22 protein-coding genes are annotated in these 24528 nt (G+C 68.6%); 19 read left to right on the forward strand and 3 right to left on the reverse strand.

Annotated features, from left to right (window positions below; genetic code table 11):
* The first annotated feature begins 17 nt into the window (after positions 1–17).
* The 6 genes from ACXJKJ_RS17285 to ACXJKJ_RS17310 are packed head-to-tail and all read left to right on the forward strand — an operon-like array spanning position 18 to position 4015.
* On the forward strand, positions 18–1211 hold the full coding sequence (locus tag ACXJKJ_RS17285; protein ID WP_457391254.1) for a flagellar hook protein FlgE: 1194 nt from the start codon (positions 18–20) through the stop codon (positions 1209–1211).
* Positions 1208–1921 (forward strand): FliM/FliN family flagellar motor switch protein, encoded by a 714-nt coding sequence (locus ACXJKJ_RS17290; protein ID WP_457391256.1) that lies wholly within the window; start codon positions 1208–1210, stop codon positions 1919–1921. Before ACXJKJ_RS17285 ends, ACXJKJ_RS17290 begins: the two co-directional genes overlap by 4 nt.
* A 16-nt stretch (positions 1922–1937) precedes the next feature.
* Complete coding sequence (locus ACXJKJ_RS17295) at positions 1938–2252, forward strand: FliM/FliN family flagellar motor switch protein (protein WP_457323212.1); 315 nt, start codon at positions 1938–1940, stop codon at positions 2250–2252.
* Positions 2249–2584 (forward strand): flagellar biosynthetic protein FliO, encoded by a 336-nt coding sequence (locus tag ACXJKJ_RS17300; protein ID WP_457391258.1) that lies wholly within the window; start codon positions 2249–2251, stop codon positions 2582–2584. The genes ACXJKJ_RS17295 and ACXJKJ_RS17300 overlap by 4 nt, the downstream gene beginning before the upstream one ends.
* Positions 2581–3321 carry a flagellar type III secretion system pore protein FliP gene (fliP, locus tag ACXJKJ_RS17305; protein WP_457323214.1) on the forward strand — a complete coding sequence of 247 codons (741 nt, stop codon included), beginning with the start codon at positions 2581–2583 and terminating at the stop codon, positions 3319–3321. Before ACXJKJ_RS17300 ends, fliP begins: the two co-directional genes overlap by 4 nt.
* Entirely contained in the window at positions 3275–4015 is a 741-nt protein-coding gene (locus ACXJKJ_RS17310; protein WP_457391259.1) for a sigma-70 family RNA polymerase sigma factor, read from the forward strand. Before fliP ends, ACXJKJ_RS17310 begins: the two co-directional genes overlap by 47 nt.
* 103 nt (positions 4016–4118) lie before the next feature.
* On the opposite strand, the gene ACXJKJ_RS17315 is transcribed toward ACXJKJ_RS17310, so the two are convergent.
* Positions 4119–4724, reverse strand: a complete 606-nt coding sequence (locus ACXJKJ_RS17315) for a hypothetical protein (RefSeq protein WP_457391261.1) — start codon at positions 4722–4724, stop codon at positions 4119–4121.
* A gap of 102 nt (positions 4725–4826) precedes the next feature.
* On the opposite strand from ACXJKJ_RS17315, the gene ACXJKJ_RS17320 reads away from it, so the two are divergent.
* The 10 genes from ACXJKJ_RS17320 (at position 4827) to ACXJKJ_RS17365 (ending at position 19585) form a co-directional block, all read left to right on the forward strand.
* Positions 4827–5714 carry a LysR substrate-binding domain-containing protein gene (locus ACXJKJ_RS17320; protein WP_457391263.1) on the forward strand — a complete coding sequence of 296 codons (888 nt, stop codon included), beginning with the start codon at positions 4827–4829 and terminating at the stop codon, positions 5712–5714.
* 52 nt (positions 5715–5766) lie between these two features.
* The gene (locus ACXJKJ_RS17325; protein WP_457391264.1) at positions 5767–6663 is read left to right on the forward strand and encodes an HpcH/HpaI aldolase/citrate lyase family protein; all 897 of its coding nucleotides are present in this window, start codon (positions 5767–5769) and stop codon (positions 6661–6663) included.
* Positions 6660–9041 (forward strand): sodium:solute symporter, encoded by a 2382-nt coding sequence (locus ACXJKJ_RS17330; RefSeq protein WP_457391266.1) that lies wholly within the window; start codon positions 6660–6662, stop codon positions 9039–9041. Before ACXJKJ_RS17325 ends, ACXJKJ_RS17330 begins: the two co-directional genes overlap by 4 nt.
* 37 nt (positions 9042–9078) lie before the next feature.
* On the forward strand, positions 9079–9954 hold the full coding sequence (locus ACXJKJ_RS17335; protein ID WP_457391267.1) for a LysR family transcriptional regulator: 876 nt from the start codon (positions 9079–9081) through the stop codon (positions 9952–9954).
* A gap of 162 nt (positions 9955–10116) precedes the next feature.
* Positions 10117–12294: a TonB-dependent receptor gene (locus ACXJKJ_RS17340; protein WP_457391269.1), complete on the forward strand. Its 2178-nt coding sequence runs from the start codon at positions 10117–10119 to the stop codon at positions 12292–12294.
* Between the two features lie 68 nt (positions 12295–12362).
* Positions 12363–13541 (forward strand): serine hydrolase domain-containing protein, encoded by a 1179-nt coding sequence (locus tag ACXJKJ_RS17345; RefSeq protein WP_457391271.1) that lies wholly within the window; start codon positions 12363–12365, stop codon positions 13539–13541.
* The gene (locus tag ACXJKJ_RS17350) at positions 13538–14428 is read left to right on the forward strand and encodes a ribokinase (protein WP_457391272.1); all 891 of its coding nucleotides are present in this window, start codon (positions 13538–13540) and stop codon (positions 14426–14428) included. Before ACXJKJ_RS17345 ends, ACXJKJ_RS17350 begins: the two co-directional genes overlap by 4 nt.
* A gap of 4 nt (positions 14429–14432) precedes the next feature.
* Positions 14433–16550 carry a formylglycine-generating enzyme family protein gene (locus ACXJKJ_RS17355; protein ID WP_457391273.1) on the forward strand — a complete coding sequence of 706 codons (2118 nt, stop codon included), beginning with the start codon at positions 14433–14435 and terminating at the stop codon, positions 16548–16550.
* On the forward strand, positions 16540–18351 hold the full coding sequence (locus tag ACXJKJ_RS17360) for a glycoside hydrolase family 127 protein (protein WP_457391274.1): 1812 nt from the start codon (positions 16540–16542) through the stop codon (positions 18349–18351). Before ACXJKJ_RS17355 ends, ACXJKJ_RS17360 begins: the two co-directional genes overlap by 11 nt.
* A gap of 79 nt (positions 18352–18430) precedes the next feature.
* Positions 18431–19585: a CaiB/BaiF CoA transferase family protein gene (locus tag ACXJKJ_RS17365; protein ID WP_457391276.1), complete on the forward strand. Its 1155-nt coding sequence runs from the start codon at positions 18431–18433 to the stop codon at positions 19583–19585.
* Here the strand turns inward: ACXJKJ_RS17365 and ACXJKJ_RS17370 are convergent.
* Positions 19582–19956: a VOC family protein gene (locus ACXJKJ_RS17370; RefSeq protein WP_056194037.1), complete on the reverse strand. Its 375-nt coding sequence runs from the start codon at positions 19954–19956 to the stop codon at positions 19582–19584. The genes ACXJKJ_RS17365 and ACXJKJ_RS17370 overlap by 4 nt on opposite strands.
* 103 nt (positions 19957–20059) lie before the next feature.
* Between ACXJKJ_RS17370 and ACXJKJ_RS17375 the strand changes: the two genes are divergently transcribed.
* The 3 genes from ACXJKJ_RS17375 (at position 20060) to ACXJKJ_RS17385 (ending at position 21863) form a co-directional block, all read left to right on the forward strand.
* Positions 20060–20527, forward strand: coding sequence for an Lrp/AsnC family transcriptional regulator (locus tag ACXJKJ_RS17375; RefSeq protein WP_457391277.1), 468 nt, complete (start codon positions 20060–20062; stop codon positions 20525–20527).
* Between the two features lie 113 nt (positions 20528–20640).
* Positions 20641–21369, forward strand: coding sequence for an NIPSNAP family protein (locus ACXJKJ_RS17380; protein WP_457391279.1), 729 nt, complete (start codon positions 20641–20643; stop codon positions 21367–21369).
* A gap of 5 nt (positions 21370–21374) precedes the next feature.
* Positions 21375–21863 (forward strand): DUF1579 domain-containing protein, encoded by a 489-nt coding sequence (locus ACXJKJ_RS17385; protein ID WP_457391280.1) that lies wholly within the window; start codon positions 21375–21377, stop codon positions 21861–21863.
* Here ACXJKJ_RS17385 and ACXJKJ_RS17390 read toward each other — a convergent pair.
* Entirely contained in the window at positions 21860–24376 is a 2517-nt protein-coding gene (locus ACXJKJ_RS17390; RefSeq protein WP_457391282.1) for a response regulator, read from the reverse strand. The genes ACXJKJ_RS17385 and ACXJKJ_RS17390 overlap by 4 nt on opposite strands.
* Positions 24377–24528 lie beyond the last annotated feature (152 nt).

Consider the following 24528-nt stretch of genomic DNA (forward strand, 5'->3'; position numbering starts at 1 on the left):
AATCCAAAGGAAGCGCCATGCTCGACTCCATCTTCATCGGCACCAGCGGATTGCAGACCTTCTCTGCAGACCTCAAGGTCATCAGCAACAACATCGCGAACCTCAACACACCTGGGTTCAAGGCCAGCGACTCGCTGTTCGCTAGCCGCTATTACGCCAGTCCTGGCGACGGCTCGGGGCAGGCCACCGATGGCGCGACCCAGTTCGGCGGTGGCGTGGCGCTCAGCCACACCGTCGTGAACTTTCAGAGTGGTGAGCTCCGTCAGACGGGCAACCCGCTGGATCTGAACGTGAACGGTGAAGGGTTCTTCGTTACCCGTGAGAAGGACTCTGGCGAGGCGGTCTACACGCGTGCCGGTCAGTTTGAATTCGATCGCGACGGTGTGCTCGTCACACGCGGAACGAACAGGCAAGTGATCGGCCTGACGACCGCAAGCGCCCAGACGCCCATCACGCTGGACGGCCTGCGCATCTACGCGCCGAAGGCGACGACGGCGGTGAAGATGACCGGCAATCTCTCGAGCAGCGCCACGGAGTTCAACCTGTCCAGCCTCAAGCTCGTGGACGCTGTCGGCGGCGAGCACACGCTCAAGGTCAACTTCACACCCAAGACCGGGGCGGCCGGTACCTGGGTGGTCAAGGTCACGGACGGGACCACCGATGTGGCAAGCGGAGAGATTCAGTTCGTCAGCGGCATTCCGTCGCCCATTGCAAACGCGCTGAGCTTCACCTATACGCCCCCGGGCGTGGCCGGGACGAGCGTCACCCTCGATTTTTCGGGCAACGTCACCAGCTTCGATACCGGCTCCTCGTCGACCTTGGCCATTGGTAGCAGTGACGGCTATGCCGTGGGCACGCTCAGCCAGATCGCTTTCGAGGCCGACGGCACGATGAGCCTGACCTACTCGAACGGCCAGACTGCGAAAGGCTCCAAGGTCGCGCTGGCCAGGTTCGATGCCAACGCGGAGCTCAAGCCGCAAGACGGCAGCGACTTCACCTACGACTCACGGCAAGGCGTGCATGTCGGGCAGGCGAACCAGGCCGGCTTCGGCAGCATTGGCTCCAATCAAATCGAAGGCTCCAACGTCGACCTCGCGACCGAGTTCTCGGACCTCATCGTTGCCCAGCGCGGCTATCAAGCGTCCTCCCGGATCGTCTCGACGGCCAACGAGCTGCTGCAAGACCTGTTTGACATGAAGGGTCACCGTTGAGCTCTGTTCGTCGCCTCACCTGGCTGCCTGAAGCGATCTGCGGCGAGATCGCCCAGGAGGTGGGCGGCCTGCTGTCGAGCTGGGCGGTCAGGTGGAACGTTCCTGCGCCGGGGCCAGTGCAATGCCAGCCGGTTGCCGCTGGTGCCACGGATGCGCTCGACTTTGTCGATCTGTTGGGCGAGCTGCCTCCGGCGTGGAAGCAGTCCCTGGCTCAGGCCCTCTTCAGCTTCGACGCCCATGGATCGCCGCTGGTCGGCGTAGTCGTCCAGCGTGTGATCGCCTCATTGCAGCTTCAGGTCCGTGAGGTATTTGGGGTAAAGCCGACGGCCGCAGAGGAGCACGGGCCCTTGGGTGACCAAGGCATTCGCATCGCGGTTGACATGCTCGGCCAACGCTGTGGATTTGTAATGACATGCGCGCAGCTGCGGGCGTCCGGGAGGCTGAAGTCGCCGGCGCCTGCGGCATTGCCCAAAGTGAACCTCGAACAAGCTCTCGCCGATACGCCTGTGCCCCTGATGGCCGAGCTGGGCAAAGCAGACATCAACGTCGAGGAGTTGATGCAGCTCGCGCCCGGTGACGTCCTGCTGCTGAAAGAGTCGCTCGATGCGCCGCTTCGTGTCCTGGCGCTCGGCAGCTCGCTTGAACTGTCCGGCCATCTCGGCACGATCGCCAACCCGCCCCAGCGTGCCTTGCGCTGGCTGGCTTCCTGATCTGGTTCCTACTGCCATGACGATCCAATCCGTTGAACTTCCCGCGCTTGCAGAGCAGCCCGGCTCCCAATCCGCCGCTCCCAGCCAGCGCCTTGCCGCCCTGGCAGGCGTCAAGGCCCAGCTGACCGTGGTTGCTGGTCATGCCAGCAGCAAGGTGGGCGAGATTCTTTCTCTGCGGGAGGGCGCGGTGCTGACGCTCGACCGAGCCCTCAATGCGCCCTTTGACGTGATGCTGGGCGACAACGTGATCGCCCGGGGCGAGCTGGTCGCCGTGGGCGAGCAGTTCGGCATCCGCATCGTGCAGGTCGCACCCCACGAATCCCAGTCATGAACCCTCCGGGCACTTCAGCCAGCGCGGCCATTCCCTTCCGGGTAGCCGAGGACACAGGGCTTCCAAGCGGCTCCCAATGGGGTCTGGCGACCATGCTCTGCCTCGTTGCGCTCGTGGTGATCATCTGGGGCCTGCGTCGCCGCAGCCTGGTGTCGAAGGCATGGCCGCGAGGTCGGTCGACGTTGATTGATGTGCTGGAGAGCCGGAGCCTGAGCGGGCAGACCCAGCTCGTCGTCACGCGCTATGCCGGGAGGCGCCTGTTGCTCAGCGTCGGTCCTGCAGGGACGCAATGCCTGCGCGACGACCCAGAGGACGAGGTAAAGCAGGCATGAAGTTGCATCGTTTGTTCGCGGCGAGCCTGCTGCTCACTGCCGGCGTGGCATGGGCTGCGGGTACACCACCTTCGCCTTGGAACCTGGCCGAACAAGGGGCACAGTCTCCGGAGATGGCCTCGGCCCTGCGCATTTTCCTGGGGCTCACGGCACTCAGCTTCATTCCTGCTGCGCTGATTTGCATGACCTGCTTCGTGCGCATCGTCGTCGTGCTGTCCATGCTGCGCCATGCCATCGGGTTGATGGAGTCGCCGCCGAACGTCGTCATCATCACCCTGGCGCTGTTCCTGACGCTGTTCTCCATGCAACCGGTGCTGCAGCGGCTCAACGACGAGGCGGTGCAGCCCTATCTTGCCGGCAAGGCCAAGATGGCGGTCGCCGCCGAGCGCGGCATCGAACCGCTGAAGGAGTTCATGGTCAGGCAGACCCGCGAGCAGGATCTTGGCCTGATGATCGAACTGGCCAAAGCTGAACGGCCACAGAGCCTGGCCGATGTCAGCATGCTGCACCTCATCCCGGCCTTCATGCTGTCCGAGTTGCGCATGGCCTTTCAAATCGGCTTCATCATCTTCCTGCCCTTCCTGCTCATCGACCTCATCGTCGCGAGCGTGCTGATGGCACTGGGCATGATGATGGTGCCTCCGACCACCGTATCGGTGCCCCTCAAGCTGCTGCTGTTTGTGCTGATCGATGGCTGGAACATCGTCACCCGTTCCCTCCTCGGCACCATTCACTGAGCACGCTGCGAGCTGGGCCAGCCGCCAGTCTCCTGCGGAGCGAGCCAGGCTGGTGGATGCCTACACGCCCCTCGTCCGGCGCCTGGCCGCGCGCGTCTATGCGCGCAGGCTGGGCAACGAATTGGAGTTCGCAGACCTCGTGCAACTGGGTGTCGTGGGCCTGCTTGAGGCGATTGATCGCTACACGCCCGCACGTGGCGTGCGCTTCGAGACGTTTGCCACCTATCGAATCGAGGGGGCCATCCTCAATGGCCTGCCCAGCTACAGCGAATTCCAGCGGCAGTTTGCCGCCCGCCACGACCAGGCGCGCGAGCGAGCGGAGTCTTTGCGCCAAGAAGATGCCGAGGAAGATAGATCCGCGCTTGAGCGGCTGGGCGACCTTGCGATCGGGTTGGCTCTGGGTTTTGCACTTGAGGGCGAGTACGAGCAAGCGGGTGAGCCGGGTGAGCCCGATAACGCGTATGCACGTATTGAGTTTGCTCAACTGAGCCGGCAACTGGCCGAACTTGTCGAGCAGCTACCCGAGGTAGAACGGCGAGTGATCTTCAGACACTACTTCCAACAGCAGCCCTTCGACGAAATTGCACAGGGTCTCGCGCTGACCAAAGGCCGCATCTCGCAGATCCACCACGCTGCATTGCGACGACTGCGTGAGCGTCTGCGCGAGCTCAAGGCAGGCAATGTGCTGGGCTGATACCGAGTCGCCTTGATGCATCTGACGCTCAGCAGCCCCGAAGCCCTGGGCCTGCTGATGAGTGGTCGACTGTGTCGGACCGCGGGCTTGTCTTCCGGGGACTTCAGGACCGCCGCGGCCGGCCCTGGTCGCAGAGCCGGGCCGGATCTGCGCGCGTGAACTCGGCGGTCCAGTTGGTCTCCCAGGTCTTGTCGTCGTAGGAGAAAGCCTGCGCCCAGCGGGCATGGTCGCGGTCCAGGTTCTCCCAGATGAAGCGCACCTTGACCGGTTTGTCGCCGTCCTTGTCTTCGCCATAGAACTCACCGCGGCCGCCCTGAAAGCCGCCGACGACGGGGATGGGATCGAGCCGACCCGACGGGCTGCTGACCCAGTAGATGGACCACTGGCGCTTTTGCGTGTCAAAGGCCCGCAGCGTCAGGCCACGGCGGCCCAGCGTGGGCATGTGGAGTTCGTCGACGTTGGCGATGCCGTCCAGATAGTGCGTCAGGCACAGATTGGCCGGGAACTCCTCCCAGTCGCGGCTGCCGGTGTTGCGCGCCTTCAGGCGGCGCTGCACCGTGGTCCAGGCGCCGCCTAGGAAGTCGAAGTCGTGCATGTCGCCCTGGCGCGCCAGCGTGTAGCCGGGCGGTTCGGCGGCGGTTGCAGGAGTGCATGCCAGCGCGGTGAGCATCGCAAAGGCGGCGAGGTTTTGAGTCGATGATGTGGGCATGTGGCGGTCTCTCGCTGGTTGGAAACCCAGTCTAGGAATCTCTCCCGTGCCGCTCAAAACGATGATTGCTGCGCTTGATGTGAAGCCGCTCTTCAAATGGCCATGAACTCGCCCGCGCTGCCGCTTGAGTCGCTGCGCGTGCTTGCGGCCTGCGTGCGGCACGGCAATTTCTCGCGCGCGGCCGACGAGCTGGCGATCACGCCGACGGCGGTCAGCCAGCGCATGCGCGCGCTGGAGGGCCAGCTCGGCGTCAAGCTCTTCGGCCGCCACGGCCCCAGGCTCATCGTGACGGCGCGCGCCGCGGCGTTGGCGGCCGGTGTGGAGCAGGCGCTGGCGCTGATGCGCACGGCTGTCGACGCCTGCCGCCGCGCGCGGCCGCCGCTGCGCGTGACTTGCGCGCCCACCTTCGCTGCCTGCTGGCTGGTGCCGCGCCTGGCCAGCTACCAGGCGCTGGCCGGAGCGGACGCGATCGAGCTGGACGCCGGCCAGGGCCTGTCACCGGCCGGCAGCTTTGACGTCGCCATCCGCAGCGGCAGCGGACCCCGGCCCGGTTACCGTGCGACCCAGCTGCTGCCCGAGCAGGGCACGCCCATGCTCAGCCCGCGGCTGGCAGGGCAGAACAAGAGCTGGACGGTGGACGACCTGCTCGGCCTGCCGCTGATCCCCGACCCGCGCTGGCCCGCCTGGTTCCAGGCGGCAGGCCGGCCTGGCGCGCGACCGAACTTTGTCGCGACGCGCTTTCCGAACTACGAGCTGGAGGCGCGAGCCGCCGTGCAGGGCCTGGGCGTGTCCCTGCTGTCGCCCGTGCTGTTCGGCGATCTGTGTGAGCGCGGCGAGCTGCTCGCGCCCTTTGCCACGCTGGTTCAGGGCCCCGACAGCTATTGGCTGCTGGCGCCCGCCGAGGCGCCGCCGTCGCATTTCGAGCAGTGGCTGGCGACCCAGCTCGCCGCCGCCGCGCCGCCGCCGGGCGCAAGCAAAACTATCGTTTGAAGATGCCGGACAGCAGGTTTGGTTGGGGGTCTGTTAGCCCACACTGCCGGCCATGTCCAGCCCGTCTCCCGCCGCCACCCTGCGCGGCTTTCGCAGCAAGCTCTTCGTGCCCGGCGCGCGCCCGGAGCTGTTCGACAAGGCCTTGAGTGGCGCGGCCGATGCCCTCTCCTTCGACCTGGAAGATGCCGTGCTGCCTGAAGCCAAGCAGCGGGCGCGCGCCGACGTCGCCGCGGCCCTGGCGCGCGCCGCGGCCCTGCGGCAACGGCCTCTCGTCATCGTGCGCGTCAACGCGCCGGGCACGCCCTGGTTCGAGGACGACCTGCGTGCGTTGATGCAGCCGGGCCTGGACTGGATCAACCTGCCCAAGGCCGAGTCGGCCGCCGACGTGCTGCACGCCGCCAAGCTGCTCGGCGACCTGGAGGCCGCCGCGAACCGCGCCACGCCGGTCGGCCTGCTCGTCAACATCGAAAGCGCCACCGCGCTTGCACGTGCCGGCGACATCGGCGCCGCCCATCCCCGCGTCACCGGCCTGCAACTCGGCCTGGCCGATCTCTATGAACCCCTGGGCATCGCCCGTCACGACGGCGCCAATGTACATGCAACGCTGCACGCGCTGCGCATGGCGGCGGCCGCTGCCGGCGTGCCGGCCTATGACGGCGCCTACCCGGACATCGCCGACCTCGACGGCTTTCGCGCCGAGGCTCAGATGGCGCGGCGCCTGGGCTTTGCCGGCAAGAGCTGCGTCCATCCGCGCCAGGTCGCGCTGGCCAACGAGGTCTTCGGTGCCAGCCCCGATGAGCTGGCCTGGGCCGAACGCGTCGTCGCCGCGGCCGGCCAGGCCGCGGCCGAGGGCCGTGGCGTCGTCGTGCTGGATGGCCGCATGATCGATGCTCCTTTTGTCCAGCGTGCGCGCCATCTGCTGCAAGCTTCCCGCGGAGTGACCCCTTGACCGACCGATTCCTGGCCTGGGGCCGGCCGTTCTTCGTGTTGCTGCTGCTCGCCCTGCTGGCCGGCGCGGCGCGCGCCGACAGCCTCGTCAACCTGCGCCGCTCGGCGCTGCCAGCCTTGCCTGCGACCGCCCTGGTGCTGGCCGCCGTCGATGGCCGCGCGGTCGCCTTCAGCGGTGATGGCGCCTGGCTGCTGGACGTGGACGCGGCACGCTGGAGGCCGCAGGCCTGGACGCAACCGGTACTGGGCGCGGCGACGGCGGCAGGCCAGTCCGTGCTGCTGCTGGGCACAGAAGGCCAGACCACCGGCGTGGCCCGGCTGACGCTGCAGCAGCAGCGCCTGGTGCCGCAAGCCTTGCCGGCGCTGCCAACGCCCTTGCGCGCGGCTCGCGTGGCATTGGCGGCCGACGAGCTGTGGCTGACCGGCCTGGACGGCCAGGGTCGCCCGGTGCTGCTGCAACTGCCCCTGCAAGCCGCCGATGCGCGCTGGCAGATCCATGCCGCCCGGCCTGGCGCCAGCCCAGCGCGCGCCATGTTCGCGCAGACGCGCGCCGTCTTCGTCGTGGAGGAGGGCGCCACACCCGCGGCGCCCGACAGCCTGTGGCGCTGGACGCCTGAGGCCGGCTGGGAGGCGCGCGGCCTGCTGCCCGGCCGCCTGGCCGGCCCCTGGGTGCGCGCAACCGGCCAGGCACACAGCCTCTTCGTCATCCAGCCCCTGGCTGGCGGCGCGCCGCGGCTGATGAGCTGGCAGACCATCACCCAGTCCTGGGCCGAGCTGCCAGACAGCGCCTTGAGTGGCGTGGCCCAGGCCCTGCCCTGGCAGGACGGCTGGCTGTGGCTGGACAGCGCTGGCAAGGCAGCGACGCTGGAGGTCGAGTCCGGCAAGCTGCTGCTCAAGCCGCTGGACTGGGCCGTCATCGTCGTCTACCTCGCCGCCATGCTCGGCATGGGCCTGTACTTCTATCTGCGCGAGAAACGCCAGTCGACGACCGAGTTCTTCGTCGGTGGCCGCAAGATCCCGTTCTGGGCCGCGGGCGTCAGCCTCTACGCGGCCAACACGAGTTCGATCAGCTACATCGCCATCCCCGCCAAGGCCTTCGAGACCAACTGGCAGTACATGACGAACAACCTCATCGCCGTGCTCGGCCTGATGTTCGTCGCGGTGTGGATCGTGCCGCTGCTGCGCCGGCTGGACCTGATGAGCGTGTTCTCCTACCTGGAGACGCGCTTCCACCCCGCCATCCGCATGCTGGCCAGCGGCCTGTTCATGCTGACCCAGCTCGGCAGCCGCATGAGCGTCATCCTCTACCTGCCGTCGCTGGCCATCGCCACCATCACCGGCGTCCCGGTGACGTGGAGCATCCTGATGATGGGCCTGTTCACCATCTGCTACACGGCGCTGGGCGGCATGAAGGCGGTGGTGTGGACCGACGTCGTGCAGCTCGTCGTCAAGATGGGCGGCGCCCTGTTCGCCATCGCCTTCATCGTCTGGTCGCTGGACGGCGGCATGGCCGAGTTCATGCGCACGGCAGCGGCGGAGAACAAGACCCGCGTCTTCGACTTCAGCTTCGACCTCAGCAAGGCCACGGTCTGGGGCTTCCTCTTCCTGGTGCTGTTCGATGTGGTGCTGACCTTTCCCAAGGACCAGGTGCTGATGCAGCGCACGCTATCTACCGCCAACGCCAAGGAAGCCGGCCGCTCGATCTGGGCCTTCGCGGCCATCATGATCCCCGGCGGCATCGTCTTCTACACCATCGGCACGGCGCTGTTCGTCTTCTACAAGGCCCACCCCGAGCGCATGAACCCGCTGCTCAGCATCGACGCGACCTTCCCCCTGTTCATTGCCGCCGAGCTGCCCACGGGCCTGACGGGGCTGATCATTGCCGGCATCTTTGCCGCGGCGATGGCGACGCTGTCCAGCATCATCAACAGCGTGTCGACGCTGGCTTCGGTGGACTTCTACGAGAAGCTCGTGAAGAACCCCGACCCGGCCCGCAGCGTGCGCTTCGCGGAGTGGATGACGGTGGCCGCCGGCCTGCTGGGCATCGCCTTCGCGCTGCTGCTGTCGCGCTATGACATCCACTCGCTGTTCGACGTCTCCATCGAGCTGGCCGGCCTGCTCGGTGGTGGCTTCGCGGGCGCCTACACGCTGGGCATGTTCACGCGCCGCGCCAATTCGCCCGGCGTGGCCATCGGCGTCGCGGCGGCCATCGTGCTGACGACGGTGGCCTGGTATTTCAAGCTGCTGCACCCCTACCTGTATCTCGGCATGTCCATCATGCTGTGCATCGTCGTGGGCTATCTGGCCAGCCTGTTCTTCCCGGTGCCGACGCGCTCGCTGCGCGGCCTGACGATCTACAGGCAAGACGCTGTGGAGTAACCTCGCCGGCCACAGCCCCTGAGCCAGGACACGCAGCTTGGAGACACAGTTCCTGCACACCTTTGTCGCGGTCGTCGATCATGGTTCGATGGCCGCCGCGGCGCGCGTGCTCAACATCACGCCGGCGGCGGTGGCCCAGCAGATCCGCACGCTGGAGCGCGAGATCGGCGCGCCGCTGATCGCTCGCGCCGGCCGCTCGGTGCATGTCACCGAGCCGGGCTCGCGCATCCTCGAGCGCACGCGCGAACTGCTGCGCGGCGTGGCCGACCTGAGCACCATCGCCACCGATGAGACGCCGGCCGGCGAGCTGCGCCTGGGCGCCGGCACCAATGCGCTGACCGGCCTGGTGCCCGACATCCTGGCCCGCCTCGTCGAGTTGCATCCCAGGCTCAAGGTCTTCATCCGGCCCGGCTATTCACCCGAGCTATACCGCGCCGTCGAGGCCGGCGACCTGGACGCCGCCGTCGTGCTGGAGGCGCCCTTCCCGCTGCCCAAGACCTGTGGCTGGGAGCTGCTGCGCGAGGAGCAGCTCGTCGTGCTGGCGCCGCGCAAATGGGCGGCGCGCGACCCGCACGAACTGCTGGCGAGCGAGCCCTTGGTGCGCTACGACCGCACGCAATGGGGCGGCCGCGTCGCCGACCAATACCTGCAGCGCGCCGGCATCGTGCCGCAGGAGCGCTTCGAGCTGAATGCGCTCAACGCCATCGCCGTTATGGTGGACCGGGGCCTGGGTGTGTCGCTGGTGCCGGACTGGTTGCGCCCCTGGCCGGAAGGGCTGGATGTCGTCTGCCTGCCCCTGCCCCTGCCCAGCGAGCCACGCCGCATCGGCGTCGTGTGGTCGCGCGCCACGGTGCGGCACCGCCTCGTGACGGCCTTTCTGCGCGAGGCACGTGCGGTGTCCGGCCTGGTCTGAGCCGGCTGCATCGGCACACAACAAATTCTTGGGCTTGAACATAGGTGGCGAGGGTGTGAGCTTGTCACGCACTGGCTGAGACTGGGGCCACAGCGCCCGCCACGCCACGCCCACCGGCGTCAGTGCAGAAGGCGCGCCCACAGATCGATGGAAAGCACAAAGATGACGAGACAAGCACCGGCCGGCCAGGGCCACACCACCCGTTTCCCCCGCCGCGCCATCGCGTTGGCCGCTGTTGCCGCGCTGGCTGCGGCTGGCGCCCAGGCCCAGCAGGCCGCGACCGATGCCGACACCAACGCGGACGGCAGCGAGCTCCAGCGCGTCATCGTCACCGGCACGCGCGTGCCCAAGGCCGTCGACAAGATCCCGGGTGCCGTCACGCTGATCACCAAGGAAGAGATCGCCCACACGCTGAACATGACCGACGACATGACGGCCGTGCTGTCGCGCACGGTGCCGGGCTATGCGGAGTCATCTCAGGCCATGAGCAACACCGGCGAGAACCTGCGTGGCCGCATCGCGCTGCGCCTGTTCGATGGTGTGCCCCAGGGCTCGCCGCTGCGCGAGGGCACGCGCAACGCCAGCTTCACCGACATGGGCCTGGTCGGCCGCATCGAGGTCATCAACGGCCCGTCGGCGTCCGAAGGCATCGGCGCGGCGGGCGGCATCATCAACTACCTGTCCAAGTCGCCCACCAAGATGGGCAGCGAGGTCACGCTGACGGCGCGCTACACGACGGCCTTCGAGGATGACAGTGCCGGCTGGAAGCTCGGCGCCAACTACGCCTTCAAGGCCGACGACTGGGACTTCATCGGCGGCGTCTCGCGCATCGACCGCGGCATGACCTACGACGGCCACGGCCGGCGCATCGGCTTGAACACCAGCGGTTCGGTCGCCGACTCCACGGCCAACAACGTCTACGCCAAGGCCGGCTTCAACTTCGGCGCCAACCGCGAGCAGCGCATCCAGGCCTCGCTGTCCAAGTTCAAGATCGAGGGCAAGGGCAACTACCACCTCGTCGACGGTGACCGCACAGCTGGCTCCACCAACACCTCCGAGCGGCCCGGCCTGTTCGGCACCCTCAGCGAGATCAACGACTTCTCGCAGAGCACGCTTTCCTACAAGCACAACGACCTGTGGGGCGGCTCGCTGTCGCTGGACGCCTACTACGCCGACCAGAAGATGCGCTACCCGGCCGAGAACGGTGCCGACCGCCAGGACCCGCTGATCGCGCCGCTGGGCACGTTGGTCGACCAGTCCGAGGTGCGCACACGCAAATACGGCCTGCGCAATGCCTACAGCCATGGCGACGTCTTCGGTGTCGAAGGGCTGGAGGTGCGCGGGGGCGTCGACCTGACGCACGATACCGCCAGGCAGTGGCTGGCGCTGACCGACCGCCTGTGGGTGCCACCGATGAACTACAGCAGCGTTGCGCCGTGGTTCCAGGCCTCCTATGACATCGGCCCGCTGACGATCTCCGGTGGCTTTCGTCGCGAGGACGGCGAGCTGGAGGTGGCCGACTACAAGACCACCTATTTCCGCAACCGCGTGGACGTCAAGGGCGGCACGCTGAACTACAAGGCCAACCTGCCCAATCTTGGCGCGGTCTGGAAGATCGGCGGCGGCTGGTCGGCCTTCGTCTCCAGCGGCAAGGGCTTCACGCTGCCCAACGTCGGTATCCCGCTGCGCAACATCAGCTACCCGGGCCAGTCTGTTGCCGGCATCCTGGACCTGCAGGCCGTCATCGTGAAGAACAACGAGATCGGCTTCAACTGGCGTGGCGCCATGGGCTCCTTCGGCGGCTCCTACTACAAGAGCAAGTCTGACTTCGGCCAGTCGCTGTCCATCGACCCGGTCACCAACGACTTCCTGCTGTCGCGCCAGCCCGTCAACATCAGCGGCTACGAGCTGACCGGCGAGCTGCGCGCCACGCGCGACCTGAAGTTCACGGCGCTGTATTCGCACACGTCCGGCAAGACCTGGTTCACCAGCGGCGGCCCGCTGACCAAGCAGATGGGCGTGCTCGACATCAACCCCGACAAGCTCGGCGCTTCGGCCACCTGGCGCTTCCTGCCCCAGGCCGACGTGACGCTGGGCGCGACCAAGCTGAGCTCGCGCGACCTCAACGTCGGCACCAGCGCCGAGGAGCACACCAAGGGCTACACGCTGTTCGACTTCAGCGCCAACTGGGACTGGGGCCATGGCGGCAAGAGCTCGCTGGGCATCGAGAACCTGACCAACAAGTTCTATGTGCTGAGCTGGTCGCAGGTGGTGGGCTTCCGCAACTACACCTCCGGCCGAGGCCGCGTCGTGTCGTTGACGCATACGGTGACCTTCTGACCCCTGCCTCCCGACCCGAGCCGACACGGCGCCTGCTGCTGGTCGCTGCGGCCGCTGCCGCCTGGCCGGTGCGGGCCGAGCCGGCGCTGCCGGCCTGCACGCCGGCCTCGGCCGGCTTCTCGGTCGAGCGCCTGCGGCGCTTGAACGCTTTCCTCGAAGGCGACACGCGTGCCAGTGCACGCGGCCCCGGCCACCTCGGTGCCGTCGTGCTACTGGCGCGCGACGGCTGCGTGCTGCACCACCAGGCCCACGGCCACCGCGACCTCGCGCGCCGCGAGGCCATGCCGCTGGATGCGATCTTCCGCATCTATTCGATGACCAAGCCGATCGCGTCGGTGGCCGTGCTGATGCTGATGGAGGAGGGCGGGCTGACGCTGGACGACCCCGTCGAGCGCCACCTGCCCGAGTTCGCGGGCCAGCGCCTGCGCGAAGGCAGCAGGCCGCGCAGGCCGGTCACGCTGCGTCATCTGCTGACGCACACCTCGGGTTTTGACACCGACGGCGCGCCGGTCGACCCGCAGGCCGCGCCCGACCTGGCGACGTTCGCGCGCCGCGTCGCCGCCGTGCCGCTGGCCGTCGAGCCCGGCAGCCGCTTCCGCTACGACGGCACCAACACCGACGTGCTCTGCCGCGTTGTCGAAGTCGCGTCGGGCCGGCCCTTCGCGCAGTTCCTGCATGAACGCCTGTTCGAGCCCCTGGGCATGGGCGACACCGGCTTCACGGTGCCTGCCGCGCAGCGCCACCGCGTCGCCGACATCACGAGCGTCGCCGACGACGGCCGCCTCGTGCTCGCCCAGGCCCGCTCGGCCGACGCGCCGGGCGTGGCGCTGCGCGACTACGACGGCGGTGCCGGCGGCCTCTATTCAACGGCGAATGACTATCTGCGCTTCGCCCAGATGCTGCTCGACGAGGGCTGGTGGCGCGGCCGCCAGCTGCTGTCGCCCAGGACCGTGGCGCTGATGCGCATGAACCAGGTCGGCCACCTGGACGTCGGGAACGACCTTGGCCCCGGCGAGGGCTTCGGCCTGGGCGTGTCCATGGTGCTGGACGTCGCCCGCCGCGGCCGGCTGGGTTCCGAGGGCTCCTTCGGCTGGCCGGGTGCGGCCACCACCTATTTCACCGTCGACCCGCGCGAGCGCCTCGTTGCCCTCCTGCTGATGCAGCATGTGTCGCGCGGCCTGGCGGCCGACCCGCCGCGGCCGACGGCCGCCTTTCACAACCTCGTCTACCAGGCCCTCGAGCGATGAAGCCTCCCGCCATCCTGGTCGCCGGCTCGGCCAATCTCGATTTCGTCGTGCGCGCGCCGCGCATCCCGGTGCCCGGCGAAACCGTGCTGGGCCGCGGCTTCCAGACCTTCCCCGGCGGCAAGGGCGCCAACCAGGCCGTGGCCTGCGCGCGCGCTGGCGGCGTGGCGACGGACATGCTCGTCGCCCTCGGCAAGGACGCCTACGCCGCAGAGCTCGAAGCTTCGCTGCGCGCCGCTGGCGTGACGCCCCACATCGTCCGCCCCGAGGGCCTGGCCACGGGCACCGCCTTCATCTGCGTGTCCGACGACGCCGAGAACGCCATCACCGTCGCGCCCGGCGCCAATGCCGGCCTGGCCCCCGAACACCTGCCGCCGCTGAGCCACTACAGCCACCTGCTGCTGCAACTGGAGACGCCATTGGCCACCGTCACGGCCTGCGCGCGCGTCGCCCATGCCGCCGGGCTCAACGTGACGCTGAACGGCGCGCCTGCCCAACCCCTGCCGCGCGCGCTGCTGGGTGCGCTGGACCTGCTCGTCGTCAACGAAGGCGAGCTGGCCGCCATCAGCGGCATCCAGCACGACGTCGACGCGGCCATCGCCTCGCTGGACGTGCCCTGCGTCGTCGTCACGCTGGGCGCGCGCGGCGTGCGGGCGCGCTGCGGTGCGGCCTGGTTCGAGCAAGCCGGCTTTGCCGTCGAGGTTGTCGACACGACCGCGGCCGGTGACACTTTCTGCGGCGCCCTGGTGGCCGAGCTGGCGAATGGCGCCCGCTGGCCCGAGGCGCTGCGCTTCGCCTGCGTCGCTGCGGCCCTGGCCTGCACGCGGCCAGGCGCGCAGAGCAGCATCCCGGCGCGTGCCGAGGTCGAGTCCTTTCTGCAGTCCCGATAAATCCATGGCCGAGTACAAGTTCTCCCACGTCACGACACAGCGCTACCTGCCCACGCCGGGCAAGGCGCCCGGCTGGCCCTTCGCCGAGATCGGCCACTGGCAGATGGACGTCAACGGCACGGCCGACGACTGGCTGCGCGACCTGCGCGACTGGCGGCGCGAGCACCTGGTGCGCATCGGCTATGACGACGCCAACTACCGCCGCCCCGAGCTGCAATGGGCGCAGCGCAATTTCGTGCACGCGCAGATGATGGTCGAGGACCGCTTCTTCTTCGACGCGGCCACCGGCGAGTACACGGTGGACCGCTACCTCGACGACCTCGAGCAGCGCTTTGGTGGCCTGGACAGCGTGCTGATCTGGTACGTCTATCCCAACATCGGCATCGACGACCGCAACCAGACCGACCTGGCCCACGACCTGCCCGGCGGCCTGAATGGGCTCAAGCGCGCAGTGGACGCCTTCCACCGCCGCGGCGTGCGCGTCTTCCTGCCCACCAAGCCCTGGGACCACGGCACTCGCGAGCACGCCGAGAGCGACTGGGAGGCCATCGCCGGCATCGTGCAGGCCGTCGGTGCCGACGGCATCAACGGCGACACCTACAACGGCGTGCCGCGGGCTTTCTTCGACGCCTGCGAGCGGCGCGGGCGCTACGTCGTGCTGCAGCCGGAGTCGACGATCTCCTGCGAGGAGCAGCTGATCTGGAATGTGCAGAGCTGGGGCAAGAAGGTGCCGCAGGACGTCGTACCCGTTGTCGCCAAGTTCAAGTGGCTGGAACCCCGCCACATGATCAACCTCGAGAACCGCTGGAGCCGCGACCGCAACAACGATTTCCAGTACTGCTTCTTCAACGGCGTGGGCTACAACGCCTGGGAAAACGTCTGGGGCATCTGGAACGGCTTCACCGGCCGGGATGCCGCCACGCTCAAGCGCATCGCGACGCTGTACCGCGCGCTGGCACCGCTGCTGGTCAGCCGCGACTGGCGGCCCTATGCGCCGACGCTGCATGCGGGTGTGTTTGCCAGCAGCTTTCCGCTCGATGGGCGGCGGCTGTGGACGATCGTGAACCGCAACGAGTATGTGGTCGATGGCGAGCAGCTCGCCGTTGAACACGAGACCGGCACGCGCTACTTTGATGTGTGGAACGGCGCGGAGGTGCAGCCGCGCGTGGACGGTGCCCAGGCGATCTTCTCGGTGGCGCTGGAGGCGCGGGGCTTTGGCGCGCTGCTGGCCGTTGCGGCTGGTGAGTCGGTGGACGGGTCTTTGCTGGCTCGCATGGCCGAGCTGGCGCGCACGCCGCTGCAGTCTCTCGACAAGACCTGGCGGCCGCTGACGCAGCAGCTCGTCGCCATTGCACCCACGCCGCGCGTCGAAAAGGCACCTGAGAGCATGGTCGAGATCCCTGCCGGTGAGTTCGACTTCGCCGTCGGCGGCGTCGAGGTCGAGGGCCAGACCTGGGCGGGCCTGGACGTGCAATACCCATGGGAAGACAGCCCGCGCCGCCAGCATCGCCGTCGCATGGACATGCCGCGCTTCTTCATGGACCGCACGCCGGTGACCAACGCGCAGTTCCATGCCTTCGTGCTGGCCGCGCGCTATCAACCGGCGGATGCGCACAACTTCCTGCGCCATTGGGTGAACGGTGAGCCGCCCGCAGGCTGGGCCAACAAGCCGGTCACCTGGGTCGGCATCGAGGACGCCCGCGCCTATGCCGCCTGGGCGGGCAAGCGCCTGCCGCATGAATGGGAGTGGCAATACGCCGCCCAAGGCGGCGACGGCCGCGCCTATCCCTGGGGCGAGGCCTGGGACGCGAGCGCCGTGCCGCCGCCCAACACCGGTCGCACGCTGACCCCGCCCGCCGACGTCGACACCCACCTGCGCGGCGCCAGCCCGTTTGGCGTGCTGGACCTGGTCGGCAATGTCTGGCAGTGGACCGATGAATACGCCGACAACCACACCCGCGCCGCCGTGCTGCGCGGCGGCAGCAGCTACCAGCCGCAGACCTCGCACTGGTACTTCCCGCAGGCCTACCGGCTGGACCAGCACGGCAAATACCTGCTGATGGCGCCGTGCAAGGACCGTTCCGGCATGCTGGGCTTTCGCTGTGTCGTCGATGCGCGCTGAGGTTCAACTGGGCGGCCTGCTCGGCGAGGCCATCGAGGCCAGCCGCCGCGGCCGGCTGCACCGCTTCATCGCCGGGCCCGATAGCCCGGCCATCGCGCTGTTCCTGCGCGCCGTCGCGGACAAGAACCTGGAGGGGGACTGGTACGGCGAGCATGCCGGCAAATGGCTGGTCGCTGCTTCCCGAGCTGCGGCCCGTAGCGGTGACGCCGAGCTGGAGTCTCACGTGCGCGCCGTCGCCGACTTCCTCTGCGCCCAGCAGGAAGCCGACGGCTATCTCGGCACCTATGCCGCGCCGCGCCGCTTCATGGTCAAGCAGCCGCCCAAGCCGCAGACCTGGGATGGCGCACCGAGCCTGCGCACCTGGGACATCTGGACGCACAGCTATCTGATCCTGGGGCTGCTCGAAGCGCACCGTCATTTCGCGGAGCCGGCCTGGCTGGCAGCGGCCCGCCGCATCGGCGACCTCTGCGCGAGCGCGCTGGCGGAGATCGACATCACCGACCTCGGCAACCACCACGGCATGTCGGCCACGGTGCTGATGGACCCGGCCTGCGAGCTCTACTTCGCGACCGGCGAGCGCCGCTACCTGGACCTGGCCGAGCGCATCCTGGCGCAGGCCGACCGCCACGCGCCGCTGGCCCTGCTGAGCCGCGCGCTGGCCGGCGCCGACGCGGCCGACATCGCCACCGGCAAGGCCTACCAGCTGCTGTGGAACCTCGTCGGCTTGGCCAAGCTGCACCGTGCGACCGGCCGGCCTGAGCTGCTCGCTGCCGTGCATGCGCTGTGGGCCGGCATCCGTGACAAGCACCTGAGCCTGGGCGGCGGCCCCTGGGGCGGCGTGGCCCACCGGTCGCGCGAGGTCTTCAATGCGCCGGGCAGCTTTGTGCCCGAGGCCTATGTGGAGACCTGCTCGACGCTGGCCTGGGTCCAGCTCAACCGCGAGCTGCTGCAGCTCAGCGGCGATGCGCGCTACGCCGAGGAGATCGAGCGCGCGGCCTACAACGATCTCTTGGGCTCTATCGCGCCCAATGGCGAGGACTGGTGCTACTACAGCTTCCCCAATGGGCGGCGTGTGCACACCACGTATTGGCGCTGCTGCAAGAGCAGCGGCGCGATGGCGCTGGAGGAGCTGCCGGCGCTGGCCGTCAGCGGTGGCGAGGGCGAGCTGACGGTGCATCTGCACGGCCCGCTGACGGCGCGCGTCGGCGGCGTGGGCCTGCGCATCGAGACGGGCTATCCGTACGAAAGCGACGTGGCGCTGACCCTTGACCCTGATGCGCCCGCTCGCTTCACGCTGAAGCTACGCTGCCCGTCCTGGGCCGAGGGTGCCCATGCAGTGGTGGGCGGTGAGCGCTTCGCCGGCACGCCGGGCAGCTATCTCGCCATCGACCGCGTCTGGCAGCCCGGCGATACCGTCAGGCTGTGCCTGCCGATGAAGGCCGAGCTGCACCAGCGCCGCAACCGCAATGTGCAGGAATCGCGCGCGCCCGACGGCAGCGCCGTTCACCAGACGGTGCTCGATCTGGGCTATGTGGCGTTGACGCGAGGCCCCCTCGTCTTCTCGACCCCACTGATCGACGGCTTCAAGACCGCCGAGACAGTGAGGCTGCCCGAGGCGCCGCTCGAACACTGGGTCAGCGAAGTGGCCGGCGCCGAAGTGCCGACGCTGCGCATGAGTCTGGGCTACCGCACGCCGCTGGACTTCCAGCCCTATTTCCTCGCCGGTGGCCGCGAGGACGGTGCCTGGCGCCTGACCTGGTTGTCGACCGCGCCGGTGACCACGACAACCAAGATTCCGTGATGCCTGAGCGAACGCCAGCGCCCTTGGTTGCATCGGGCTTCTGGCCCAGACTGGCCGCCATCCTGACGAGCCCCCCGCCGTGAACGCCGCTGCCTTCCCTCCCTCCACCCGACCCGGCCCACCGGGGCCACTGAGCGGCGTACGCGTGCTCGACCTCAGCGCCTACATCGCCGGGCCCTATGGCTGCACGTTGCTGGCCGACCAGGGCGCCGATGTGCTCAAGGTCGAGCCGCCGGCCGGCGACAATCTGCGCAACTACCCGTCCACGCTGGCCGCCGAGAGCCGCGCTTTCATTGGTGTGAACCGCAGCAAGCGCGGTGTCGTGCTGGACCTGAAGCAGCCCGCCGATCTCGCCGCCCTGCTGCGCCTGGTGCGCGAGGCCGACGTGCTGGTGCACAACTTCCGCCCCGGCGTTCCCAGGCGCCTGGGCATTGCGCACGAGCAGCTGGAGCTGCTGAACCCGCGCCTCATCTACTGCGCCGTGACCGGCTACGGCGAGACCGGGCCGCTGAAGGACAAGGCCGGCTACGACCAGGTGCTGCAGACGCTGACCGGCATGTGCGCCCTGCAGGGCAAGCGCGGCGGGCCGCCGGAGATCCTCTACGGCTCGGTGGTCGACTACTACGCGGCGGCCCTGGTCGCTTCAGGTGTCGCGTCGGCGCTGTTCGAGCGCGAGCGCAGCGGGCGCGGCCAGTACGTCGGTGTGTCGCTGCTGCGCAGCGCGTTGACCATGCAGTCGGCCCGCCTGGTCTGGGCCGGCGATGAGCCGCTGGACATCGGCCGCGACATGCGCTCGGGCGGCGTCACCGGCATCCACCCGGCGCGTGAGGGCCATATCTATATTTCGGCCAACACAGCGCATTTCTGGGCGGCGCTGTGCCGCATCACGGGCCTGGACGATCTCGCGGCCGACGAGCGCTTCGACACCGTCAAGAAGCGCGCCGCCAACGCCGCCGGGCTGCTGACGAGGCTGCATGCGGCCCTGGCCACGCGCACGGCGCTGGAGTGGGAGGCCTTGTTCGGCGACGAGGTGCCTTGCGCAGCGGCCCGCCAGGTCGAGGACATGTTCCAGCATCCGCAGGTGCTGGCCGAGGGCATCGTCGGCGACCTCGAGCACGCGACCGTCGGCAGCTATCGCGGCGTCACGCGGCCCATCGTCTTCGGCAGGACGCCCGGGCCGGAGCCGTTCGCCGCGCCGACCCTCGGCCAGCACGACGACGAGCTCAAGCCTTAGGTCGCGTTCGTCAGCACCTCGATGCGGTGGCCGTCGAGGTCATGGAACATCGCGCCGAAGTAGGTCTCGCTGATGTCGGGCCGGGGGCGTGGCGTGAAGATGTCGCGAGCCGCCGAGGCCAGCGCCACCTCATGTATGGCTGCAACGACGATGCGGTCCGGAGCGCCGAGAGCGATGTGGGCACCGCGCGCCGTTACCGGCTCGTCTTCGGGCACCGGGTAGAGGAAGAAGCACCAGCGCTCGGGCGTGCCGAAGGCGGCTTCGCTGCCGGTATCGCGCAGCAGCGCCAGGCCCAGCGGCGCCAGCACGCGGCTGTAGAAGGCCACCGACTCGGCGTAGCGGCGGGTGCCCAGGGACACGTGATCGATCATCGGGAAAAACTCCTGTGGGGACGCCTGTCATCCTAGAAAGGGTGTCGCGGCGAAATCCGGCAAGATGCGCGGCTCCCTTGCCGTTTGGCCGCAATTTCCGACGATGACCGAGCTGGACCGCTTTGACCGCCAGTTGCTGACCCTGGTGCAGCAGGACGCCGCGCTGACCGCCGAGCAGCTGGCCGAGCATGTCAGCCTGTCGGCCTCGGCCATCCAGCGGCGGCTGAAGCGGCTGCGCGAGCAGGGCGTCATCCAGCGCCAGATCGCCGTCGTCGATGCCGCCCAGATCGGCCGACCGACCACCTTCATCGCCGCCCTGCAGGTCGACAGCGAACGCCCCGAGCCGATGGCGCGGTTGCGCGCCTGGCTGGACGCCGAGGCCGCCGTGCAGCAGGCCTTCTATGTGACCGGCGAGAACGACTTCGTGCTTGTCGTCGCCGCCCCCGACACGACCGCCTATGAAGCGCTGATGGCCCGGCTGTTGGCCGACAACCCGAACGTGCGTCGCTACACCACCCAGGTCGCGATGGGCGTGCTCAAGCGCGGTCTCAGCTTGCCGGTGCCCGAATGACGCGCGGCCCGCGGTTTTCGGGCGTCGATGTCGGCACGTCGTAAAACACGTCATGCATTGACAGGTATGGCGGCGCAGACTGCACGGACCTTGAACTCCGTGGACTCTGAACCATGCCTCTGCCTCTCGAAACCACACCGCCCGTCGCGCCGGACTGTCAGGTCGTCGAACTGCGCCAGTACACCCTGCACCCGGGCAAACGCGACACGCTGATCGAGCTCTTCGACCGCGAGTTCGTCGCCGCGCAGGAGGCCGTCGGCATCCGCGTGCTGGGCCAGTTCCGCGACCTGGACGGGCCTGACCGCTTTGTCTGGCTGCGCGGCTTCGCCGACATGGCCGCGCGCGGCGACAGCCTGCCTGCCTTCTATGGCGGGCCGGTCTGGACACAGCACCGCAACACGGCCAACGCGACCATGATCGATTCCGACAACGTGTTGCTGCTGCGCCCGGCCTGGCATGGCGCCGCGCTGCCTGAGCCGGCGCTGCCCCGCGCCGAACGCGGCGCGACGGCGCTGCCGCCCGGGCTTGTGCTGGCGACGGTCTTCCACCTGAAAGCGCCGGCCGGCCCTGAACTGCTGGGCCTTGCCCGCGGCCCGCTCAGCGATGCGCTGCGCGCCGCTGGTGCCCGACAGCTGGCCTGGTATGTCACCGAGGCCACGCCCAACAACTTCCCGCGCCTGCCGGTGCGCGAAGGCGAACACGTGCTGGTCTCCCTGGCCTTGTTCGATGACGCCAGGGCTGCCCTGTCGCGGGACTTCGCCGCATCGCTTCAGCCCTGGCTGGCCAAGCCCACCCAGACCCTGCGCCTGGTGCCCACGGCCCGTTCCGCCCTTCACACCTGAGCATCATGATCACGACTTCGACCCCGCATGACTTCGACTTCTTCATTGGCCATTGGAAGGTCAGCCACCGCCGCCTCAAGGAGCGCCTGCTCGGCTGCGAGGACTGGGAGAGCTTCGAGGGAAGCTGCCGCATGTGGACCCTGCTTGATGGCAGCGGCAACATCGACGACAACGTGCTGGAGCTGCCCACCGGCCCCTACCGCGCCCTGTCCATGCGCACCTTTGACCCGGCCACGAGCCAATGGGCCATCTGGTGGGTGGACGGCCGCAATCCGCATCGCCTGGACCCGCCGGTGGTGGGCGGCTTTGCCGAGGGTGTCGGCGAGTTCCAGTGCGACGACGAGCTGCGTGGCCAGCCTATCCGCGTGCGCTATCGCTGGACGAACACCGCCACGGGCCGGCCGCACTGGCAGCAGGCCTTCTCGGCTGATGGAGGCCAGACCTGGGAGGTCAACTGGGAGATGGACTTCGAGCGCGTGCCCGATCCCTCCTAACCTTGCTGCGCGCGGGCCGGCGGCGCCACCCAGGCCAGCAGCGTGCGCACCAGCTGGCGCGGATCGATGGGTTTGCTGACGTGGGCGTTCATGCCGGCGGCCAGGCAGTCCTGCACGTCGTGCTCCATGGCGCCGGCCGTCATCGCGATGATGGGCAGGCGGGCGTGCTGTGGCTTGGCGCGAATCAGCCGCGTCGCCGTCGCGCCATCCATCTCGGGCATCTGCATGTCCATCAGCACGGCGTCGAAGGACTCGTGCTGGAGGCGCTCCACTGCCTCCAGGCCGTTCTCGGCCACCTCGACGTCGAGCTTGACCATGGACAGGAAGGCGCAGGCCACCTGCTGGTTGACCGGGTTGTCCTCGACGAGCAGCACGCGAGCGCCGTGCAGGGGGCGCATGGTCTCGGTCAGGTCGGCCATGCTGCCGCCTGTCGGCGCCTCTGCGGCCGGCGGCTCGCCGCGCTGCAGTTGCATGAGGGCGTCGAACAGGCGCGATGGTGTGACGGGCTTGACGAGGACCTGGGTGCCGGCGCGGCCCTGCAGCTCTTCGGCGACGCGCTCGCTCGCATGCAGGCTGCCCAGCGCGATGACGGCCGGTGGCGATGCGCCGCGCTCGGCCGCGATGCGGCGGGCCGTGTCGACGAAGTCGGCGCCGGCCGTCTTCCAGTCCAGCAGCAGCAATTCGTAGGGGTGCTGGGGGTCGGCCTGGCGCAGGCGGTAGAGCGCCTCGTCACCGAAGGAGGCCACGCCGACCTGGAAGCGCCAGCTCTGCAGCATCTGCTGCAGGATGAGGCGCTCGGTGGGCTGGGCGTCGACGACCAGGGTGCGCATGCCGCGGATGCGGTGCAGGTCGATGCGCTCGGCGCCCGGTCTGGCCTTGCCGAAGTCGCAGGTGAAGGAGAAGGTGCTGCCCTGATCCGGCAGGCTGCTGACCTCGAAGCTACCGTCCATCAGCTCGACGAGGCGCTTGCAGATGGCCAGGCCCAGGCCGGTGCCGCCGTAGCGGCGCGCGATGGAGGCATCGGTCTGGCCGAAGACCTGGAAGAGGCGATCCACCTGCTCGGGCGTCATGCCGATGCCGGTGTCGCGCACGCTGATGCGCAGCCGCATGCGGCCCTCGTGCTCGCCCACCAGGTCCGCCCGCACGACGATCTCGCCGCGTGGCGTGAACTTGATGGCATTGCCGACGAGGTTGTTCAGCACCTGGGTCAGCCTCAGGCTGTCGCCAACCAGGCGGTGCGGCAGGCGCTCGTCGAACTCGAACAGCAGGTCCAGCCCGGCCTCTTCCAGCCGCGCCGAGAACAGATGGCCGACGTTCTCGATCAGCTCCTCGGGGCCGAACTCCTCGGCCTCCAGCGTGATCTTGCCGGCCTCGATCTTGGAGTAGTCGAGGATGTCGTTGAGCAGGGTCAGCAGGGCCTTGGACGAGGTCTGCACCTTGCCGAGGTAGTCGCGCTGGCGCGGGTCCAGCCGTGTCTCCAGCACGAGGTTGGTCAGGCCGATGATGGCGTTCATCGGCGTGCGGATCTCGTGGCTCATGCTGGCCAGGAAGAGGCTCTTGGCGGCGTTGGCGGCCTCGGCCTGGTCGCGTGCGGCAGCCAGCGCCTCGCCTTGGGCGTGGTCGGCCTCGTAGGCCTTGAACAGACGCGCGTACAGCGCGCTGTTTTCCAGCAGCAATTCCATCAGCACGACCGAGCTGGCCAGCAGGCCGTAGATGCGGCCGGCATAGAAGCCGAGGTCGAAGCGCGCCGCGTTGAGCATGGCCGACAGTGCGATGTCGGACAGCCAGGCCAGGCTGACCACCATCAGCCACAGGTCCAGCACGGTCCGCGGCTGCTGGCGCCACAGTGCGGCCAGGGCGACGAGGCTGAAGGCCCAGACGCAGCCGACGGTGACCTGGAAGGCCAGCGAGTAGCGGCCGCCCACCAGCAGCTCGGGCAACCAGTCATGGCCCAGCGTGGTCATCGCGATGCAGCCGGCGCCGGCCAGCAGCGTGAGTGCGGGCCAGGTCAACGTCGGCACGGTGAACTGCGGCCTGCTCTTCAGCGCGACATAGCCGAGCACGAAGAGCGGAAAGCAACCATGCCACAGCATGTAGAGCCAGACGGTGGTTTGCGTCGTCGCACCGAGCAGGCCGTTGGCGCTGAACAGGCCCGGGAAGCTCAGCGCATGGGCCGTCGCCATCGCGGCGGTGAACAGATAGCCGCAGCCCAGCACCAGCAGGGCCTGGGAGCGCAGGATGCGGTACTGGCCGAACAGCAGCACCGCCGTGATGAGGTCGGTCAGCACCAGGGCCGACTCGTAGATGGGAATGAAGGCCGGCACCGCCGCCAGCTTGAGCTTGGCAAATGGCAGCAGGGCTGCGAACACGGCCACCGACAGCAGCGCGACGATCAGCGCGTGACGGCGCTCGCGCGGGCCGGCCGGCTGGTCCAGCAGAAAGGCCGGCCGAGCGTGCGCCGGCGCGGTTTCAGTGGGAACACCGCCCTCCCGGGGCAGGCTGCTTGATTCCAAGTCGGCTCCCTGAGGCGCCCGAGGCTGCCGGGCTTGCTAACAGGATAGTCGAACTGCGTGGCGGCTCGCGCGACGGGTGACGCCCGTTTACACCTTGAGCTGAAGCGCCGCCCTCACGGGATGGCGGCGCCGGCGTCCCGTGACGGGCAGGG

This window comes from Roseateles sp. P5_E1 (assembly GCF_054049335.1).

Bases quoted from the DNA above. Each gene is read 5' to 3' on its own strand.
- ACXJKJ_RS17285 (WP_457391254.1), top strand. From the start codon at position 18: ATGCTCGACTCCATCTTCATCGGCACCAGCGGATTGCAGACCTTCTCT.
- ACXJKJ_RS17295 (WP_457323212.1), top strand. From the start codon at position 1,938: ATGACGATCCAATCCGTTGAACTTCCCGCGCTTGCAGAGCAGCCCGGC.
- ACXJKJ_RS17300 (WP_457391258.1), top strand. From the start codon at position 2,249: ATGAACCCTCCGGGCACTTCAGCCAGCGCGGCCATTCCCTTCCGGGTA.
- fliP (WP_457323214.1), top strand. From the start codon at position 2,581: ATGAAGTTGCATCGTTTGTTCGCGGCGAGCCTGCTGCTCACTGCCGGC.
- ACXJKJ_RS17310 (WP_457391259.1), top strand. From the start codon at position 3,275: ATGGCTGGAACATCGTCACCCGTTCCCTCCTCGGCACCATTCACTGAG.
- ACXJKJ_RS17315 (WP_457391261.1), bottom strand. From the start codon at position 4,724: ATGCCCACATCATCGACTCAAAACCTCGCCGCCTTTGCGATGCTCACC.
- ACXJKJ_RS17320 (WP_457391263.1), top strand. From the start codon at position 4,827: ATGAACTCGCCCGCGCTGCCGCTTGAGTCGCTGCGCGTGCTTGCGGCC.
- ACXJKJ_RS17325 (WP_457391264.1), top strand. From the start codon at position 5,767: ATGTCCAGCCCGTCTCCCGCCGCCACCCTGCGCGGCTTTCGCAGCAAG.
- ACXJKJ_RS17340 (WP_457391269.1), top strand. From the start codon at position 10,117: ATGACGAGACAAGCACCGGCCGGCCAGGGCCACACCACCCGTTTCCCC.
- ACXJKJ_RS17350 (WP_457391272.1), top strand. From the start codon at position 13,538: ATGAAGCCTCCCGCCATCCTGGTCGCCGGCTCGGCCAATCTCGATTTC.
- ACXJKJ_RS17355 (WP_457391273.1), top strand. From the start codon at position 14,433: ATGGCCGAGTACAAGTTCTCCCACGTCACGACACAGCGCTACCTGCCC.
- ACXJKJ_RS17360 (WP_457391274.1), top strand. From the start codon at position 16,540: ATGCGCGCTGAGGTTCAACTGGGCGGCCTGCTCGGCGAGGCCATCGAG.
- ACXJKJ_RS17370 (WP_056194037.1), bottom strand. From the start codon at position 19,956: ATGATCGATCACGTGTCCCTGGGCACCCGCCGCTACGCCGAGTCGGTG.
- ACXJKJ_RS17375 (WP_457391277.1), top strand. From the start codon at position 20,060: ATGACCGAGCTGGACCGCTTTGACCGCCAGTTGCTGACCCTGGTGCAG.
- ACXJKJ_RS17380 (WP_457391279.1), top strand. From the start codon at position 20,641: ATGCCTCTGCCTCTCGAAACCACACCGCCCGTCGCGCCGGACTGTCAG.
- ACXJKJ_RS17385 (WP_457391280.1), top strand. From the start codon at position 21,375: ATGATCACGACTTCGACCCCGCATGACTTCGACTTCTTCATTGGCCAT.